Origin of the sequence: Aeromonas sp. QDB17 (assembly GCF_027705305.1) — a bacterium.
In the GTDB taxonomy this organism is placed as follows: Bacteria; Pseudomonadota; Gammaproteobacteria; order Enterobacterales; family Aeromonadaceae; genus Aeromonas; species Aeromonas caviae.
In genome coordinates this window covers 1-17,533 of sequence record NZ_JAPDBP010000013.1, presented here as the reverse complement: position 1 = coordinate 17,533, position 17,533 = coordinate 1, and the positions used below count along the sequence as shown (strand labels likewise).

Here is a 17,533-nt window from a genome sequence, read left to right as displayed (position 1 = left end):
GTGTAGACGAGTCGTGCGATGCCCTCGCAAGCGCCCGGTTCAGCGGGGCAGGGCGAGCCAGAGGCCGGGTTCGGCGTGAAAGCGGGGGGCAAACCAGAGGGTGTCATAAGGCCCTGGTAGCGCCTCTGCCCCCAGGGGGCGGCGGCTGAGGCGGCAGGCCCCCTGGGTGAGCGCAAGGGCGGCATCCCCCCGGTACCAGCCGTCGGTGACGGGCAGGGTTGTGGTTTCCCTAAGCAGCCTCACCCCCCACTGGGTCACCAGCGCCGGGCACGCCTGCTCGGCCACCTTGGCGGCCCGGGTCATGGCTGGCGCCGCCGGCGGGGTGAGGGTGCAGAGCAGCAGCAACAGGGCTCCCAGCATGGCTGGCAGCTCGCCCCGGCGCGGCAGCCAGTCTGCCAGCAGCGCCAGGCCAAGCAGGGTGATGGGGGCCAGATGGCGGGGATTGTCCGGATTCTGGCCAACCAGGGTCCAGAGCAGCAGAACGAGCCAGTAGAGGGTCCAGAGCACGGAGGGGGTCGCATTGTGATCTTTTGACCGTTGCCAGAGTGGCAGTATCAGCAAGGCTCCCATCAAGAGGGGCCAGAGCGGGGTGAGCTGCTCGTTGAAGGTATTCGCCCAGCTCAGCAGCCGATCCCCGTGGGCCGCCGCCGTATTGCCCCACAGGGTAAAGTGACCGTCGGTAAAGCGCCGCCCCTCGCTGAAATAGGCCCAGCCATCGGCCTGCCAGACAAACAGCAGGCAGGCTAGCCCCACCAGCGCGATGGGGAGCACAAATCTGACGCGCGCGCCCTGCTGCGCCATCCCCAGCCAAAGGGGCAACAGGGCCAACACGAAGTAGGAGGGACGCAGCGCCAGCATGAGGCCCAGCAGCAGACCCGCCAGCGCTATCTTTCGCTGTTGCAAAGCCAGGAGCGCGCCCAGCCAGGCGGCCAGCGCCGGCCCGTCCGAGAGGCCGGAGAGCGCCAGGGTGGGGGTGAGCGGCAGGGCCAACACCAGCAGCCAGACCGGCGCCAGCAAGCTTGGCCGCTGCCACAGCCTGACCGCGAGGGAGGCGGCGAGCGGTGCCAGCAAACTGCTACCCAAGAGGCTTGCCCACTGCACCGCGCGGGCCGGCTCGTCCACCGCCAGATTGATCAGCCGCGCCAGCCAGATAAAGGCGGGGTAGCCCGGAAAGTGGGGGGAGAACTCCAGCACGCTGAAGCGCACCACCCCGTGGGCGAAGTTCAGGGCATCGTCGGAATCGAGCGCAACGGGGAAGGTCAGCAGCCAGCCAAGCCAGGCCAGTTGCAGCAGGGCAAGCAGCCACATGGTGATTGAGCTGGTGGAAGCCCAACGCCGATACGTTGCCTTCCCCCTCATCCCCAGCCCTTCTCCCGCAAGGGGAGAAGGGGGCAAACCGGCGTCCGGGTGCATCTATCGGCAGGCCGTGCGTAGGGTGGGGAGAGTGCAGCGAAACCCACCGTTTGTCACAACGAATTGGCGCAATGATGGGCTGGTGGCCATCAAAGCGACGCCAGCACGGCCATCAGCGCTTTTTCGGCCTCGGTGAAGGCAGCGGCATCGGCAGGTTTGGCACCCACCCCGAACACTCCCGGGTTGCCGATGGCGTCCAGTACCTTGGCCAGCGCCTGTTCGGCGGCCTTGCGATCCCCTTCGTCGAGGGAGGGGAGGATCAAATCGAGGAAGCGCTTGCTCTTGACCACCAGCACCTTGGCGGTCTGGTAGTCGCCAAGGTTCTGGCTGGCCCCCTCGAGGCGGCGCTCGATCTCCGCTTTGTAGGCCCGGTTGAGCAGGGCGGCGGTGGTTGCAGCGTCTTTGGCCTTGATGGCGGCGGCCAGCGGTGCCTGCAGCTCGACCTTGTGGTGCTCTTCCAGATAGGTCAGCTCCTCGGCGATGTCGTTCAAGGTGGCGCTGGCATCCTTGCCGTCGGTGGCGGCACCGAGCAGTGCCTCGCGGGCATCGATCAGCGGCTCCTTGCCGGCGGCGGCGTAGGAGTAAGCCTGCGCCTGACCGCTCAGGGTCAGCAGCAGGGTGAGGGCAAGTAAACCCGGGCGGATGGTCATCCTGTTCTCCTTACTTATGCCAAGAGGTTATGCCCATGGCGCGGCACTCAGGCCACGCTCTGGGTCTCGATCACGGTATTTTCGTTGCGATGATTGAAGGTGTTGCGGCGTCTGTCTGCCTGTTGAACACCAGTCATCGTGCTCACGCCACGCTCTGGGTTTCAATGACGGTATTTTCGTTGCGATGATTGAAGATGGCGTGACGTCTGTCCACCCCGTCGATCACCATGTCTGCGGCCATCATCCCCATCTCCATGGCGGTGTCGGTGAAGATGTAGCGGAATGTCCCCTGACGGCCGGTCATGATGAGGTTGCCTATCGGCATCAGCGCCTTGATGGCTTCGTTGCGGCGGGCCTGATAACCCAGATCCATCAGCGGATAGGCGTATTCACTGCGCGCTTCGAATGTCTCATCGCCGAGCTTCTGGGTATCGACGCCGAGGCTGTCGAGATCGGCGGTGACCCGGCCGCGCAGATCAGAGAGCGGTGCCTGCCAGGTGGCATCGCCCGGATTGCAGGGGATCTCCAGCATCACCGAGGTCTGGCCTTGGGGCGCCATAAAGGGGCTGCGGCGGCGGGGCTCCTGCAGACGGGTCGCCAGAATATGGGGGTCGGAGAGGTACTGCCAGGTATTGTCCGACAGGTTCTCCTGTTTGAGGGGCATATTGACGAAGCGAAGCGACCGGTAGTGCAGATCGCACGGCAAGCCCAGATGCTGGCAGGTGAGCGGCAGCGGCAGGGTGGAGATCACCTGATCAAAGCGCTCGCTCTGTTCAACGTGATCTTGTTTCCAATAAACCCGTTCGATGCGGCCATCGGTCTGCTCAAGGCGGGTGATGGTGGCGCCGGTTTTCAGCTCAACCCCTTCGGCCACCAACCGCTCCCCCAGGGTGGTGAAAATCTGGCCGAAGCCGTACTTGGGATAGCGGTATTTGCGGGCATAGGTGCGCACCGACATGCTGCCGTTGCGCCTTGGCAGCAGGCGGCGCGCCACGTCTTTGAGATCGATCAGGCTGATGCGCTGGCCGGCCCAGTCGGCGGAGAGCTGGTCCGGGTTGATGCCCCACAACTTGCCGGTGTAGCCCTCGAAGAACTGGCGGTAGAGGGTGCGACCGAAGTGGCTCTGGATCCACTCGGCAAAGCTCGCCTTGGCAAAATCGGTGGGCTTCTTGGCAAAGGGCAACAGCAGCAGATCCTTCACCGCACCGGCCATGAGGGCCAGCGGCGCCGTCTTGAGCAGGTTGAGCAGGTTCAAGGGGTAGTCATAGGTACGCCCGCCAAAGCGGATGACGCTCTTTCGCTCGGCGTGGAGCAGGTCGTCCCCCATCAGCTCGTCGATAAAGGCGAGCAGCTCGGGGTTCTTGGTGATGAAGCGGTGGCCACCGTAGTCGAAGCGATACTCGCCGTCGCGCCCCTTGAAGGTCTGGGTGGCGCACATGCCGCCGACGACCGGCTCCTGCTCGAACAGGGTGACCGCAAAACCGGCCTGGCGCAGGCGCCAGGCGGCCATCAGACCGGCAGGGCCGGCGCCCAGCACCGCAATGTGCTTCTTGTTGTTGTCGTTCATGAGTGTTCCGAAACGGCGTGATAGCTGGGGGAGCCCGCCTGTGCGCGGCTCCCGAACAGAGTGTGATCCCCGGGCTCAGCCCCTGGTCGGGGCGGCGCTCCCCTGGGGGCGATAGTTGCGATGCCAGAGGGTGACAAAGATCATGAGGTAGCAGGCCCAGGTCAGCAATTGCAGGCCGGCCGGTGAGGCGTTGTAGCCAAACAGGGCGCGCAGGAAGGTGCCGAATACCCCCTGATCGTCGAGGATGTGGCTGATGTTGAAGACGGGCGTTGTCCAGAAGGTGATGACGTCCGCTGCCTGCAACATGTTGACGGCGGACGAGAGCAAGCCTGCGGCGATGATGATGATGAGCAGGCCGGTCCAGCGGAAGAAGGGGGCCAGCGCCACCTTGCGGGTGGAGCGCAGCAGCCCCCACACCAGCACCACAGAGACCAGCAGCCCCGCCAGCGCCCCCATCAGCCCCTGGTGCAGATCCACCCCTTGCCCGGAGTAGACCAGGGCCGAGAAGAAGAGCACGGTTTCAAAGCCTTCGCGCATCACCGCCAGAAAGGCGAGCAGCACCAGACCAAACAGGTTGCCACCGTCGATGGCGGCATCGATGCGCGCCGTCATGGCCCCCACCTGGGATTTGGCCTGTTTTTGCATCCAGATAGCCATATAGGTGAGCACCAGGGTGGCGAACATCAGGATCCCCGCCATCAGCAAATGGTTGTAGCGCTCGCTCTCGAACTGGCTCACCACCACCTGGAACAGGAAGGTGATGACAAGGGAGGCGACAAGACCGAGGCCCACCCCCAGATAGATGAACTTGTTGTAGCGGCTCGCCCCCAGCTTGGCGAGGTAGGAGAGGCAGATGCCGACCAGCAGGAAGGCTTCCAGCCCTTCGCGCAGGGTAATGAGAAAACTTGCGAACATCAGGATTGAGGCTCCGTATCGGGCGTGACGGGGAGGGGCTGCAGGGTCAGTTGCAGCCGATTGAGTTGCACTATGGGTGGCTCCGGCAAGCTCGGCTCGGCGGCGCGCACCGCATCACTGACCCACTTGGGGTAGGTGCGGAAATTGAGTCTGATATCGGCCTTGAAGGGCCCCTGGGCATCCGCCGGCAGTGGCCAGGCTTCATCGCGCCAGCCATCGGCCGGGATGCGGGTGTCTTCAAGGAGCTTGGCGTAGCGCCAGAACTTGAGCCCCACCGGCTTGCCTTCGGCATCGCCAAACACTTTTCTAAATAGCCGCGCATCCTCAGGGACGGCGCCGTTCACCGGCTGGCCGCTTTGGAGCACCAGCTTGCCGCTGGCGTCGGTGACGGTCAGCTCCAGCCAGAGTTCACGGAAATCGGCGACCCCGGTGGGCAGGGCGTGGCCGGCGCCGGTATTGGCGACTCTCACCACCAGCGCGGGTTGGCCACTCTGGTTTTCAATGCGGGCCGAGAGGGTGGCGCTGGAGCGCAAGAGCGCCAGGCTCTCCTGCTCGAGGGTTGCACTTCTCAGCCCCACCAGCTGATGCTGGGCGCCGGTAAAGTTGTGGCGATAGAGCCGTTCTTTCACGGTGCCGTTTTCGGTGGACTGGCCCGCCACCGGCGCGCCGCCGTTGCCAGGTGTAGGGTTCATGTGGCAGTCGATGCAGGTGCGCCGTTTGGCAGGATCTTCGGCTTTGGCGAAGCTGGATTTTTCCCACTCATCCCAGGTGTTGACGATATTGGCGCCGGTGCCCGGGGCAAACTCGTTGTGGCACGACTTGCACAGGGCCGCGTCCCGGTAGAAATCCTTCTGGTAGGAGGCCTTGTGCATGGCGGGGCGGGCGTTGATCTGCCGCTCGGCCAGCCAGTGCTGGAGGCTGCCTCCCGGGGCATCTTCGAACACATAGCTCTCGCGGTCTTTCAAATTGACCGTAAAGGCGCTGTTGCCGCCGGCATCCTCGAGCTTGGTGATGCGATGACAGAGCACACAGCCAGTCCCTTCCTCAACCACAGGTTCGCCCGCCTTGTGGGCGGCAATGAGCGAGGCTCCGCCCTGCTCGAACATGTGGGAGCCCTTGGGCAGATCAGTCTGGCCGTTCATCACCTGCTGGGGCATGTGACAGCCCTGGCACCACTGGCCGAAGGCTTCGCCCTCGGTTTCGCGGGCCAATGCCTGCACCACCTTGTAGTAGGGGTGGGAGTTGCCCATCAGCCGGTGGTTGCTCTCGCTCCAGTCCAGGAACGCCTGTTGGTGGCAGTTCTGGCAGGAGGCGGAGTTGAGCCACTCCTTCGGGTGAGTGGTCGGCGCCTTGGCAGGATCCCTGCGCGGGGCATCGAGCCTAAGCCAGTTGGCCAGATAGGGGAGGTTGCCATCACTGGTCACGAAAGCGTGCAGATCCTCCATCATCACCTGCACCTCGGGATGGGGCCTCGCGGGGTCGACCGGCTCGGCCCCATCGCGGGTGTCATGGCCCATGCCGCCCTGGGTCTGCTGGGTCATGCGCAGGTATTCGCCGATAAAGTCCCCCGCCACCATGTTGGCGAGGTTGGCGTGGCCGTTGATGGCGTTGTCGCCGCTCTGCTGGCGATGGGCCGCCATCAGATAGCGGTTGGTGAAGTTGAACCCGTCCAGATGGCAGGAGTTGCAGCTCATCCAGTTGTCCCCCGCCATGGGAAAGCGGCTGTTGGCGGCAGTGTTGCCGAGGTTGAACAACCGCTCACCGCGCTTGAGCGGCTCGGGGCGGGGATCGGTCTCTACCAGTTTGGCGAAGTGGGGCACATCCACGGTGACCCGGGCAAACGGGCCGCTGCCGCCGCTATTGAGGCGGGTGAGATCCTGCCCCATGACGTTGTGGATCAGGATGTGGTCGCCATCGATCAGCAGATCGCGCGGATTCTGGCCCGGCAGGTGACGCAAGAGCTGGGTCGCCTTGGCGCCCCCCTGAAACTTCTTGCGGCGGTGGCGGTTGCTGTTCTGCTTGCCGCTGCGCGACAGGTCGAACACCAGCAAGTCTTCGGAACCCGCCAGGGTCAGGTAGACCCGCTTGCCATCGGCGGCGAAGCGCGCCGCGAACGGGTTGGAGACGATCTGGCTGCGGTTGCCGACGCTGGGCAGGTTGATCTGCAAGAAGAGCTGTTTTCTTTCATCGACCCGCTCCTTCTCTTCATCGAGATCGATGATGGAAACCGCCGGGAAGACGGTGCTCTGAAACTGGAAGGGGTGGTCGAAACTCCAGAGCACGTGGGGCAGCCAGGCTTCGCTGCCATCGGGGGAGAGGGCGATGCCGTCCAGCAGGCGCGGCAATCCCTGGGAGTCGCTCGGGGTGTCGCTGTGGGTTTCCGCCAGGGTGATGAGCTTGGGCTTGGGGAGGGTAGCGCCCTTCTCAAGTTTGGCGAGATCATAGATGGCGAGCTGGCCTGTCATGGCGTGGGTGAGCAGCAGGCGATCGTCGTTGGTCAGTGCCAGCCCGCGGGGAGTCTCGGCGGTTTTTGCATCCAGCTGGAGGTTGCCCGTGCGGTCATAAGCCTGAAGGCGCCCTCCCTCGAACAGCGTGACCCAGAACCAGCGCCGCTTGGGATCGAAGATGACGCCATAGGGTCTATGGCCGGTGGGGATCGCCTTTTCCAGCTCGAGTTCATCATCCAAGAGCAGCAGGCGATCGCCGCTGTAATCGGTGACCAGCAGGGTGCCGTCATCGGCGCGGGCCAGTTGGCGCAGATCGCCCCCCAGTTGTGCCTCGTTGAGGCGCTTGCCAGTGCCCCGCTCGAGCAGGGTGACGGAGCCGGCACTCTGGTTGGCGGTGACGAGGCGCGGGGCGCTCCCCTCGTCATAGGCAATCATGGCGGCGCCCATCTCCCGGGCCGAGGCGGTCCCCAGCAGCAGGGCGGCCAACATCAGGGATAACAACAACTTCAACATAAGATCAGGTGCGCCATTTCAAGATGGTCCAGCGCCAGGCGTGGCGCAGCACCAGGGGCGTCAACGCGAGGGCGCTCAGCCAGTGGGCCCAGCTGGCAAGGTTGCCGAGGCTGTCCCCCGGGGTGCCGTGCAGCACCAGCACCACTCCGCTTGCCAGACAGACCAGCAGCAAGGCTTCGATGATGCGGCCGGTGGTGCGCAAAAAAGGCTTGCGGCTCTTGCGCAGCAGGCTGCGATGGGAAAGCCAGAAGGCGCCAAACAGCAGGGGGAACAGGGTGAGCGAGAGGGCGACGTGCAAAAACAGGTTCCAGCGCGCCAGGGACCAGGTCGGTGTCAGGGGTTCCCACAGCAGCAGACCGGAGAAAAACATCAGATAAAGGGCACCCTCGGCCGCCTGATGGTGATAGGCCAGCCACTGCCAGCAGTGTCGTGGTGAGAGGGAAAGACTCGTCATGGGTGCTCCAGCTCCCGGGCGGTTCAGCCCGGGGCGAGCAAGTTTACAATGCAGTAAGGGTAATGAAAAGAGTTATCAATTCGGCTCTTGATGAATAGACCCTGAATGGCGCCGGGCCCTATTTGTGCTCCGCCAGCCGCTCGGTCACCGCATAGATAAGTGCCGCGGTGGAGAAGGCGAGGAAGACGATGACCGACCACTTCATCTCGATCTCGTTGCCGGTGCCGTCGTCAAGGAAGGCTTTGAGCACCTCGATGCCGGCGATGGTCACCAGAGAGTTGATGACGATGAGCTTGAGGGACGCGAAGTTGATCTTGCTGAGCCAGTTGTCGCCGAGGGCCGCTCGCTGCTCCGGGGTCTTGATGAACTGCACGTAGCCGCAGATAGCCACCAGGATCAGCATCTGGGCCACCAGCACGAAGTCCACCAGGGTGAGTACCCCCGTGATGAGATCCAGATAGTGGATGTCGATGATGTCGCGGCACAGCACATAGAGCTGCATGGCGAACTTCACCATCAGGAGGGCGACACAGATAAGGATGCAGACATAGAAGGGGAACATCATCAACCGGCTGCCGTTGAGCATGACGTTGAAGCGGCGCATGGGAAACTCCATCGAAAAGGAAGGCAGCCAGAATATCCGGAAAGAAAGGAGCGGGAAAGCGCCTTGGCGCCTCCCGCCCGGCCTAGAGGGGGAAAGTGGGCAGGCCCTGGAACAACTGCTGCAACCCCTCGCCCCATGCCTTTCGCAGCGCCACGAAATGGGGGTTCTGTTCGGTGATGCGGTGCTGGTTCGTCGCCGAGAAGCTGCCCTCGTGATAGACCAGGGCATCCAGGGGCAAGCCCACCGACAGATTGCTGCGCAGGGTCGAGTCGATGGAGATGAGGGCGCACTGCAATGCGGTCTGAAGCGGCGTCTCATGGTGGATGATGCGATCGATGATGGGTTTGCCGTACTTGCTCTCACCAATCTGGAAGTAGGGGGTGTCGGCGCTCGCCTCGATGAAGTTGCCCTCCGGATAGATGTGGAACAGGCGGTGGCGCTCCCCCCGGATCTGCCCCCCCAGCAGGATGTTGCAGCCGAAGTTGATATGGCCCTGCTGCTGACCCCCATCCCGGCTGATGACGGTGCGTATGGTCTGGCCGATGAGGGCGGCAGCCTCGTAGAGGCTGGGGAGGGCAAGGAGCTCCTGCCCCTCCGTCAGCAGGCTGATGACGCTCTGGGTGGTGGCCAGATTGCCCGCGCTTTGCAGCACTATCACCCTGTCCTCCCGGGTGAAGAGGTGCAATTTGCGAAAGGTGGCGATGTGATCCACCCCCGCATTGGTGCGCGAATCGGACGCAAACACCATGCCGTCTTGCAAGCACATGGCGACGCAATAGGTCATGACCGCACTCCCGCCAGGACTCTCCCGGTCTTCATTGCTGCTGTCCATCCAGGCGGGTCACCTGCGCCTGGCTCTGCAACTGTTCGCACCCGCCGCCATAGCGCACGCCGCGCACCGGACAGGCATCCAGATAATCCATGCCGACTGCGAGCTTGAGGTGCTCGCTGGTGGAGCTGGTGAGGTTGGTGACGTCGAACGTGTGCCAGCGCTCCTCGATCCACACCTCGGCCCAGGCGTGCATCGCCACGTGGCTGTTGTCCTGGCTGTAAAGGTAACCGCTCACGTACCGGGCCGGCAGGCCGGCGTGGCGGCAGCAGGTCAGGAAGACATGGGTGTGGTCCTGACAGACGCCACTGCCCGAAGCAAGTGCCTCGTCGGCGCTGAAGGTGGCATCCGTGCTGCCGGGCTGATAGGGCATCAGCACCAGGATGCGTGCCATCAGGCTCTGCAAGTCGGCCAGGGTCGGAGCCTCTGGCAGGCAGGCCTTCGCTAGATCCTGCAGGGCCGGGGTCGGGCGGGTGAGGGGGGTGGGCCTCAGGTAGCTCAGGGGAGAGATGAGGGAGGACTCCTCATCTTCCGGGGCGTCGTCGCAGATCTCCACTTCCCCGTGGGCGCGGATCAGGATCCCCTCGTGGGGGGACTCCAGGCTCAGCACGTGCAGTATGTTGCCGTAACCGTCCGTGGTGCAGGTGGCCTCCCCCGGCAGCTCCAGCTCCCAGGAGAGGATCTGCTGGCGGGCCGTGCTGTGGGGAGTCAGGCGCAGGTACTGGGTGCTGCGGCGGACCACGTCGGCATAGTGGTAGCGGGTCTGGTGATCGATGATGAGTCTCATAATACCTCCAGGTAGGCGGCGTGGATGCTCTGGCCGATGGCGCCGATATCGCTGAGAAAATCACTCAGGTACTCCTGCATGCCGAGGGCAAAGACATCGTCGATGGCGCCATAGGTCAGATGGGCGTTGAGTATGGTGGTCAGGCGCCGGGGCGTCTGACCGGCGTTGCCCTCGATCTGGGCCAGGATCAGCTCCATTTCGTCGAGACAGGCCCGCAGGGAACGCGGCACTTCATTGCGCAGGATCAGCAGCTCGGCGATGGAGGCATGGGAGAGCGTCTTGTAGAGGGTCTGGTGGGCCTCGTAAGCGCCCACTGACCGCAACAGGGCGTTCCAGCGGTAGAACTCGCGCACGCTGTCCTCGTCCTCCCGGATCACCTGATACTTCACGGTCAGGATGCGCGCCGTGTTGTCGGCCCGCTCGATGAAGGTGCCAAGGCGCAGGAACCAGAGCACGTCACCGCGCATGATGGTGCCATAGGTGGCGCCGCGAAACTGGTGGGAGCGTTCCTTGATCCAGTCGAAGAACTCCTGGGCCTGGCCGCTGGAGAGGCCCGCCTGGCGGCGCCGGCGGATCTCTATCCAGGCGGCGTTGATGCTCTCCCACACCTCACCGGGGATCTTGCCCCGCACGGCGTGGGCGTTGTCCCTGGCCATGCGCAGACAGCTGAAGATGCTGCTCGGGTTCTCCTCGTCGAAGCAGAAAAATTGCAGCAGGTTCTCCATGTTCACCTGGCCGTAACGGGCCAGGAAGGGCTCATGGGTGCCGCTGATGGTGAGAGGCGCCACCAGCTCGCTGTGATCGGCGTCGATGGAGGGCATCAGCGACATGGTCTGGGTGACGTCCAGCATGCGTGCCGTGTTCTCCGCCCGCTCCAGGTGGCGGGACATCCAGTAAAGTTCGCTTGCGGTGCGGCTCAGCATGGGCTGCCCTCCATGACCCAGGTGTCCTTGGTGCCACCGCCCTGGGAGGAGTTGACCACCAGGGAGCCTTCGGTGAGGGCGACCCGGGTCAGGCCGCCCGGTACCAGGCGCAGCTCCTGCCCCGTGAGAACGAAGGGGCGCAGGTCGATGTGGCGAGGGGCAATGCCGGCGTCGACGAAGGTCGGGCAGGTGGAGAGGGAGAGGGTCGGCTGGGCGATGTAGTTGTCCGGCCGCGCCTTGAGCAGCTCGCGAAAACGAGCCAGCTCCTCGCGGCTGGCGCAGGGGCCGATAAGCATGCCGTAGCCGCCGGCGCCATGGACCTCCTTGACCACCAGCTCCTCCAGATTGGCCAGCACGTGGGAGAGGGCAGCCGGCTCGCGGCACTGCCAGGTGGGCACGTTGTTGAGAATGGGATCTTCCTCCAGATAGAAGCGAATCATCTCCGGCACATAGGGGTAGATGGACTTGTCATCCGCCACCCCGGTGCCGATGGCATTGGCCAGCACCACGCCGCCGGCGCGGTAGACCGAGAGCAGCCCGGGCACGCCGATGAGGGAGTCCGGGTTGAAGGCGAGGGGATCGAGGAAGTCGTCGTCGATGCGGCGATAGATGACATCCACCCTTTTCAGCCCCGTGGTGGTGCGCATCAGCACCTGACCATCCTTGACCACCAGATCCGCGCTCTCCACCAGCTCCACCCCCATCTGCTGGGCGAGGAAGCTGTGCTCGAAGTAGGCGCTGTTGAAGCGTCCCGGGGTCATCACCACCACGCAGGGGTTGTCCACCGGGCTGCTCTCGCGCAGGGTCTGCAGCAACAGGGCCGGGTAGCGCTCCACCGGGGCGATGGGCTGGTTGTGAAACAGCTCCGGGAAGAGGCGCATCATCATCTTGCGGTTCTCCAGCATGTAGGAGACCCCGGAGGGGGTGCGCAGGTTGTCCTCCAGCACATAGTACTCACCGTCGTGGTTGCGGATGATGTCGACCCCGGTGATGTGGACATAGGTGTCCCGGTGCAGGTCGACCCCCTGCATGCAGGGCTGGTACTGGGCATTGGTGAGGATCTGGGCAGCCGGGATCACCCCCGCCTTCAGGATGCGCTGATCGTGATAGATGTCGTGCAGAAAGGTATTGAGGGCGGTGACGCGCTGGCGGATCCCCTTGTCCAGATGTTGCCACTCCCGGGCGGGAATGATGCGGGGAATGCTGTCGAACGGGATGAGGCGCTCGGCGCCGTCCCCATCCCCGTAGACGTTGAAGGTGATGCCGACCCGGCGAAACAGCAGGTCGGCCTCTTCACGCTTGCGCTCTATGCTCTTCTCGTCGGTCTGGTGCAGCCACGAGAGGTAGGCGTGGTAATGATCGCGAAACTGGTTGTCGGTGAGCAGCATCTCGTCGTAACAACCGGGTCCGGGGGGCTTGATAGGCAGCATAGGCAACTCCTTGTGACGTCCCTGCGTACATCACAAAGTGCAAGGGCTGTGCCAGCCAATTGAGTCGCTATCGAGGCCAGTGTCAGTAATTTTTTATTGAAAAATCATATGGATGACTTTTATGTCATCAAGGGGCAAGGCAGGGCGCACCAGAGTGGTACCCCATAGAGGGTAAGCCTGCGCCATCTTGTGGCAACAGGCCATGAGGGCAAGGGACGGGCGCATCGGGATGCGGGGGCGGAAGGCGAGCGCCCTTGCCCCGAGGTGGGGCAGGGGGATAAGAAAGAACCCGACCGATGGCCGGGCTTGGGGTGATTCAGGCACCGGGAGTGGAGGGGCGGCCTGCTGGCCCCAACGTTCAACCTTCTGGATGGGGATCATGCAGGGACGGGGCCAGGGCAAACCAGGCCGAAGCCAGGTCCGGGCTGCCCAGCGGCGTCGCGGCCATGAGGTCACGAACGTCAAACTCGTCCGGCACGCGGGCGGCGTGATGTTCCCAGACATGATCCAGCGTGGCTTCCTGCCGTGCGGGCAGGGCGGCAATCTCGGCGGGGCTGCACAGCCCGTGATGCAGGAGCTGGGGAGCATAATCGAGCATGAGCTGCTCCCGGCAGGCCGTGCGGATGTCGTCCCTGCTCCCCAGGTGACGCAAGGCTTCCAGGTTGCCAGCAAGCCAGCCGAGGCGGGCCGCCTCGCAGCCGAGGTCGTGCCAGGCGGCCAGTTTGTCCGTCGCGTCGGCCAGTTGCTGATTCATCTGTCGGCGCATCCGCAGCAGCAGTTGGCCCAGGGGTGTGCCGTCATCCAGGGATTCATCAGGCCAGGCCAGAATATCCTTCGCCACCTTCATCAGGACGGGCATGCTGTCTCCCTCGGCGGTGCCGACCAGATCGCACAGTTGCAGGGTAGGGGCGATGCGATTTCGCAGGAATTTTCCCTGGGCACCACACCGCTGCATGCAATGTTGCAGGGAGGTTCGCATCAGTTCGACGGCGACGGCCTTGACCAGGCCTGCGTCGGTCTGAAAGCGGGAGGAGTGCCGTCCATCCGGCAAATGTCGCTGTTTTATCCCTTCATACAGCGCCATGGCGGCCAGCCCCGTCACATAGGCACGAGTCAGTATCCGGCGGTGCAGGGCATGGTGCGCCAGCGGTATGACCCGCCCGTTGTGGGCGTGCAGCGGTCGATGCTGCGCGTAGTGAATGGCCAGTGCGAGGCTCAGTTTCAAGCCGGGGATCAGGGAGGCGGTCAGCACCAGTTTTCCCCACTCAACACGGCGCAGGGAGCTGAAGAAAATGTCGCGTTGGCTGGCAAGACGAGAGTGAAAGACGCCCCCAGCACTGATGTCGTGCTCATGACCCCTGAGCCATGCCCAGCGGGGGAGCGCCACCTGCTCGAAGGTGATGATGGCGTGATCCACCACGTCGAAGTAGGGGAGATCGAGCACGTCCGGGCTGGAGACGCTGACCCCCTGACACAGTGCGCCACGGGTGTCCCGGCAGGGCACCAGAAAGGGATGAATGCCACAGTCTTGCTCACCGACCCACAATCTGGCCATCACCACGCTGCTCTTGGGTTGCCCTTCCAGGGCGATGTAGGGCATGAACTTGGCGGCATGCCGATGGGGGGTATGGAGGATAAAACCGTCAGTGGCACTGTCGTAGCGGACTTCGGTTGCCATGCTCATGGCATTGTTGCCACAACCGAGCTCGGTGACCAGATAGAGCCCGTGAGTGCGTAGGGCCAGGGCCTCCTCAATCTGGCCGATGATCTCCGGATGGTGCCGATCCCCCAGCTCCAGCAGCGTGCCGAGATAGAGATTGTAATGACTGGCCAGCAAGGGGCAGAGCCCCCCTTGCCGGGTCAGGCAGGGAGACTCCATCAGGGTGAGGAGGGGGGCCAGGTCGTCAACGATATCCTCTTGCCCGAGAGCAGCCGTGCTGGCGACAGTGTGGAAAATCCGGTAGATGGCCCGGGTCCGTTCTGCCTTCTCGAGTTGATGGAGATCGGGGAACAGGGTGTTGTTGAGTGCCAGGGCATGCAGGCGACTGGCCAGTGAAGCAGGGTGTGACATGATGGCTCCTTGACTGGATAGTTCCAAATGGTCCTTTTCGAATCAATCATAGTCTTTGGGATCTCTGTGACACCCTGGTGACGCGCCTAGGGACGAGTAAGGGCCGTCATCGAAGGCCATGGGGAATCAGGAAAGCAAGCAGGTGGCGGTTTGGCGCTCCATCGTGCAGGGGGCCGTGGACAGACCCGGAAGAGCAGATATGAAAAAGCCCAGCCAAAAGGCTGGGCTTTAAAATGTGGCTCCCTCGACAGGACTTGAACCTGTGACATACGGATTAACAGTCCGCCGTTCTACCGACTGAACTACGAGGGAATTGGCTCCTCCTACTGGACTTGAACCAGTGACATACGGATTAACAGTCCGCCGTTCTACCGACTGAACTAAGGAGGAATTGCCTGTATCGTCGAGACGGGGCGGATATTAATGGCCCATCTCCCGGGTGTCAACCCGCCTGTCGGCGTAAAAAATGGCTTTTTGGCCCGTTTGCCCAAAACTTGGGCAGCGCGGACTATTTTCAGCACAATCAGGAGCTTGAGATCGCGCCTTCGGCCGGGTTGTGCCTGCTTGGTATCCTGATTCCCGCATACTGCCAGGAGGAGGCGTGGTGTCGTTCATCCGCAGAGTACCGTGACCGGGGAAACCTGCCGTGGCGGGAAACGGCGTTGATATTCGGGGTGTCACCGACAATATTGCGCGCTCATGGCCATTTCTTGATCCCGCCCATCGAATTATCTGGCCGGGTCGGGTATGGTTGCCTTCGATACCATCGCCGCGTCGACAGCTCTGCCGGCCCTTGATGATGATCGGGTGCCGGTTCACCCCGGCCTTTGTCTCCCTCTTCTGGTATTACCCTAGACATGCACAATCAAGCTTCCTTACAAGGCGTGAAGCTGGCCATCGCATTGCGCCAATCCTGCATTGACGAACCCTACAGCGTGGCGCGCTTTGGCCGCGACCTCATCGCCGGCATCACGGTCGGCATCATCGCCATTCCCCTTGCCATGGCGCTGGCCATCGCCAGTGGGGTGCCGCCCCAGCACGGGCTCTATACCGCCATCATCGCCGGCATCGTCATCGCCGTGACCGGGGGATCCCGCTTCTCCATTTCGGGCCCCACTGCCGCCTTCGTGGTGATCCTCTACCCGGTGGCCCAGCAATTCGGCGTGGGTGGCCTGTTGATGGCCACCCTCATCTCGGGCTGTTTCCTGGTGGCCATGGGCATGGCGCGTCTTGGGCGCCTCATCGAGTACATTCCCCCCTCGGTGACCCTGGGGTTCACCGGTGGTATCGCCATCGTCATCGCCACCCTGCAGATCAAGGATTTCTTCGGCCTGCAGGTCCTGGAGATGCCGGAAACCTATCTGGGCAAGGTACAGGCGCTGGCCCATGCCCTGCCCAGCTGGCAGTGGGGGGACACCCTCGTCGGGGTGACGACGCTGGCGGTGCTGCTGCTCTGGCCGAGATTGCGCCTGCCGGTACCCGGCCATCTGCCCGCCGTGCTGGTGGGAGTGGGACTCGGGTTTGGTCTGCACCAGTTCGGGGTGGACGTCGCCACCATTGGCAGCAAGTTCAGCTATACCTTGGCCGACGGCAGTCAGGGCATGGGCATTCCCCCCATCGCCCCGACCCTGGTGATGCCCTGGGCGCTGCCGGGGCCGGACGGGGCACCGGTGGAGTGGAACCTCGCCGCCATCGAGCGGCTGCTGCCCGCCGCCTTCTCCATGGCCATGCTGGGGGCCATCGAATCCCTGCTCTGCGCCGTGGTGCTCGATGGTATGACGGGTCGCAAGCACAGCTCCAACGGCGAGCTGGTGGGGCAGGGGCTTGGCAACATCCTGGCCCCCTTCTTCGGCGGCATCACGGCGACGGCCGCCATCGCGCGCTCCGCCGCCAACGTGCGGGCCGGTGCCACCTCGCCCATTTCCGGTATTGTCCATGCGCTGGTGGTGCTGGCGGCCATCCTGGTGCTGGCTCCCTGGCTCTCCTGGTTGCCGCTCTCTGCCATGGCCGCCCTGTTGCTGCTGGTGGCCTGGAACATGAGCGAGGCCCACAAGGTGGTGGATCTGGTGCGCCGGGCGCCCAAATCCGATGTACTGGTGCTGCTGGTCTGCCTGTCGCTGACCGTCATCTTCGATATGGTCATCGCCATCACCTTCGGGGTGATCCTGGCCTCTTTGCTGTTCATGCGCGAGATAGCCAAGATGACCAGGCTGCACAACCTGGCGGATCACAAACGCTATGCCAGCGAGGTGTCCCCCTCGACCCTTGTCTACAAGATCAACGGGCCACTGTTCTTTGCCGCCGCCGAGCGGGTCTTTGACGAGTTGCTTGCCCAGGTGAAGGACCACAAGGAGTTGATCCTGCAAATGGAGGCGGTCTCCATCCTGGATGCTGGCGGTCTCACCGCCTTCCAGCAGTTCGCAAAACGCATGGCCAAGGCGGGGGTCCGTCTCAAGGTGGCTGAATTGCAATTCCAGCCCCTCAAGACCCTGGCGCGGGCCAAGGTGCGTCCGGTGGCGGGAGAGCTGGAGTTCTACGGCTCACTGGAAGAGGCGATTCGAGGAGAACATTTGCACGAAGCGATTGAAAATTGATGGAAAGGGATAGGAAATGGCATATTTTTAGTCACTTGGTTCGCTTATTGAGCAAACAGTGGCAAAAGATAAAAAATTGCATTGACCGCCTCGCGCCTATCCCTTACATTACGCCCCGTTCCAGCGCAACGGCGCAGCGAATTCGTGTTGGCTGAACACGTTAAAGCACAGACCAAAATTGGGTGCGGTGTCCGAGTGGCTGCCCACCGACGAAGTCGGCAAGATGCACGTTTACGTGCTCCGAAAGCCACTTCAAAGAAGTAAAAATTTGGTGAGGTGTCCGAGTGGCTGAAGGAGCACGCCTGGAAAGTGTGTATACGGCAACGTATCGAGGGT

Annotated in this window: 13 protein-coding genes and 2 tRNA genes; 1 reads left to right on the top strand and 14 read right to left on the bottom strand. The window is 63.2% G+C overall.

Going from position 1 to position 17,533, the window contains the following annotated elements; all coding sequences use genetic code 11:
- Window positions 1-39: 39 nt before the first annotated feature.
- From OKC41_RS12195 to OKC41_RS12130, 14 genes are all read right to left on the bottom strand, one after another.
- Window positions 40-1,302, bottom strand: a complete 1,263-nt coding sequence (locus OKC41_RS12195; protein ID WP_270672064.1) for a hypothetical protein — start codon at window positions 1,300-1,302, stop codon at window positions 40-42.
- 200 nt (window positions 1,303-1,502) lie between these two features.
- Window positions 1,503-2,063, bottom strand: a complete 561-nt coding sequence (locus tag OKC41_RS12190) for a hypothetical protein (protein ID WP_270672058.1) — start codon at window positions 2,061-2,063, stop codon at window positions 1,503-1,505.
- 142 nt (window positions 2,064-2,205) lie between these two features.
- The gene (locus tag OKC41_RS12185; protein ID WP_270672057.1) at window positions 2,206-3,630 is read right to left on the bottom strand and encodes an NAD(P)/FAD-dependent oxidoreductase; all 1,425 of its coding nucleotides are present in this window, start codon (window positions 3,628-3,630) and stop codon (window positions 2,206-2,208) included.
- Window positions 3,631-3,705: 75 nt separating this feature from the next.
- Entirely contained in the window at window positions 3,706-4,545 is an 840-nt protein-coding gene (locus OKC41_RS12180; protein WP_201894722.1) for an FTR1 family protein, read from the bottom strand.
- Window positions 4,545-7,505, bottom strand: a complete 2,961-nt coding sequence (locus tag OKC41_RS12175; RefSeq protein ID WP_270672056.1) for a hypothetical protein — start codon at window positions 7,503-7,505, stop codon at window positions 4,545-4,547. Before OKC41_RS12175 ends, OKC41_RS12180 begins: the two co-directional genes overlap by 1 nt.
- A gap of 4 nt (window positions 7,506-7,509) precedes the next feature.
- Window positions 7,510-7,959, bottom strand: coding sequence for a hypothetical protein (locus OKC41_RS12170; RefSeq protein ID WP_069652630.1), 450 nt, complete (start codon window positions 7,957-7,959; stop codon window positions 7,510-7,512).
- Window positions 7,960-8,077: 118 nt separating this feature from the next.
- Window positions 8,078-8,563, bottom strand: a complete 486-nt coding sequence (locus OKC41_RS12165; RefSeq protein WP_010674393.1) for a YqhA family protein — start codon at window positions 8,561-8,563, stop codon at window positions 8,078-8,080.
- Window positions 8,564-8,645: 82 nt separating this feature from the next.
- Complete coding sequence (locus OKC41_RS12160) at window positions 8,646-9,347, bottom strand: peptidase (protein ID WP_010674394.1); 702 nt, start codon at window positions 9,345-9,347, stop codon at window positions 8,646-8,648.
- Window positions 9,348-9,378: 31 nt separating this feature from the next.
- Window positions 9,379-10,179: a transglutaminase family protein gene (locus tag OKC41_RS12155; protein ID WP_103259930.1), complete on the bottom strand. Its 801-nt coding sequence runs from the start codon at window positions 10,177-10,179 to the stop codon at window positions 9,379-9,381.
- Window positions 10,176-11,102 carry an alpha-E domain-containing protein gene (locus OKC41_RS12150; protein WP_010674396.1) on the bottom strand — a complete coding sequence of 309 codons (927 nt, stop codon included), beginning with the start codon at window positions 11,100-11,102 and terminating at the stop codon, window positions 10,176-10,178. Before OKC41_RS12150 ends, OKC41_RS12155 begins: the two co-directional genes overlap by 4 nt.
- A complete protein-coding gene (locus OKC41_RS12145; RefSeq protein ID WP_270672055.1) occupies window positions 11,096-12,532 on the bottom strand; it encodes a circularly permuted type 2 ATP-grasp protein in 1,437 nt (478 codons plus the stop codon). Before OKC41_RS12145 ends, OKC41_RS12150 begins: the two co-directional genes overlap by 7 nt.
- Before the next feature lie 358 nt (window positions 12,533-12,890).
- Window positions 12,891-14,603: a hypothetical protein gene (locus OKC41_RS12140; RefSeq protein ID WP_201894719.1), complete on the bottom strand. Its 1,713-nt coding sequence runs from the start codon at window positions 14,601-14,603 to the stop codon at window positions 12,891-12,893.
- Between the two features lie 236 nt (window positions 14,604-14,839).
- Window positions 14,840-14,915 (bottom strand) — tRNA-Asn (locus OKC41_RS12135).
- Between the two features lie 2 nt (window positions 14,916-14,917).
- Window positions 14,918-14,993: transfer RNA gene (locus tag OKC41_RS12130), tRNA-Asn, on the bottom strand.
- Window positions 14,994-15,460: 467 nt separating this feature from the next.
- Here OKC41_RS12130 and dauA point away from each other — a divergent pair.
- Window positions 15,461-17,197, top strand: coding sequence for a C4-dicarboxylic acid transporter DauA (dauA, locus tag OKC41_RS12125; protein ID WP_201894718.1), 1,737 nt, complete (start codon window positions 15,461-15,463; stop codon window positions 17,195-17,197).
- Window positions 17,198-17,533 lie beyond the last annotated feature (336 nt).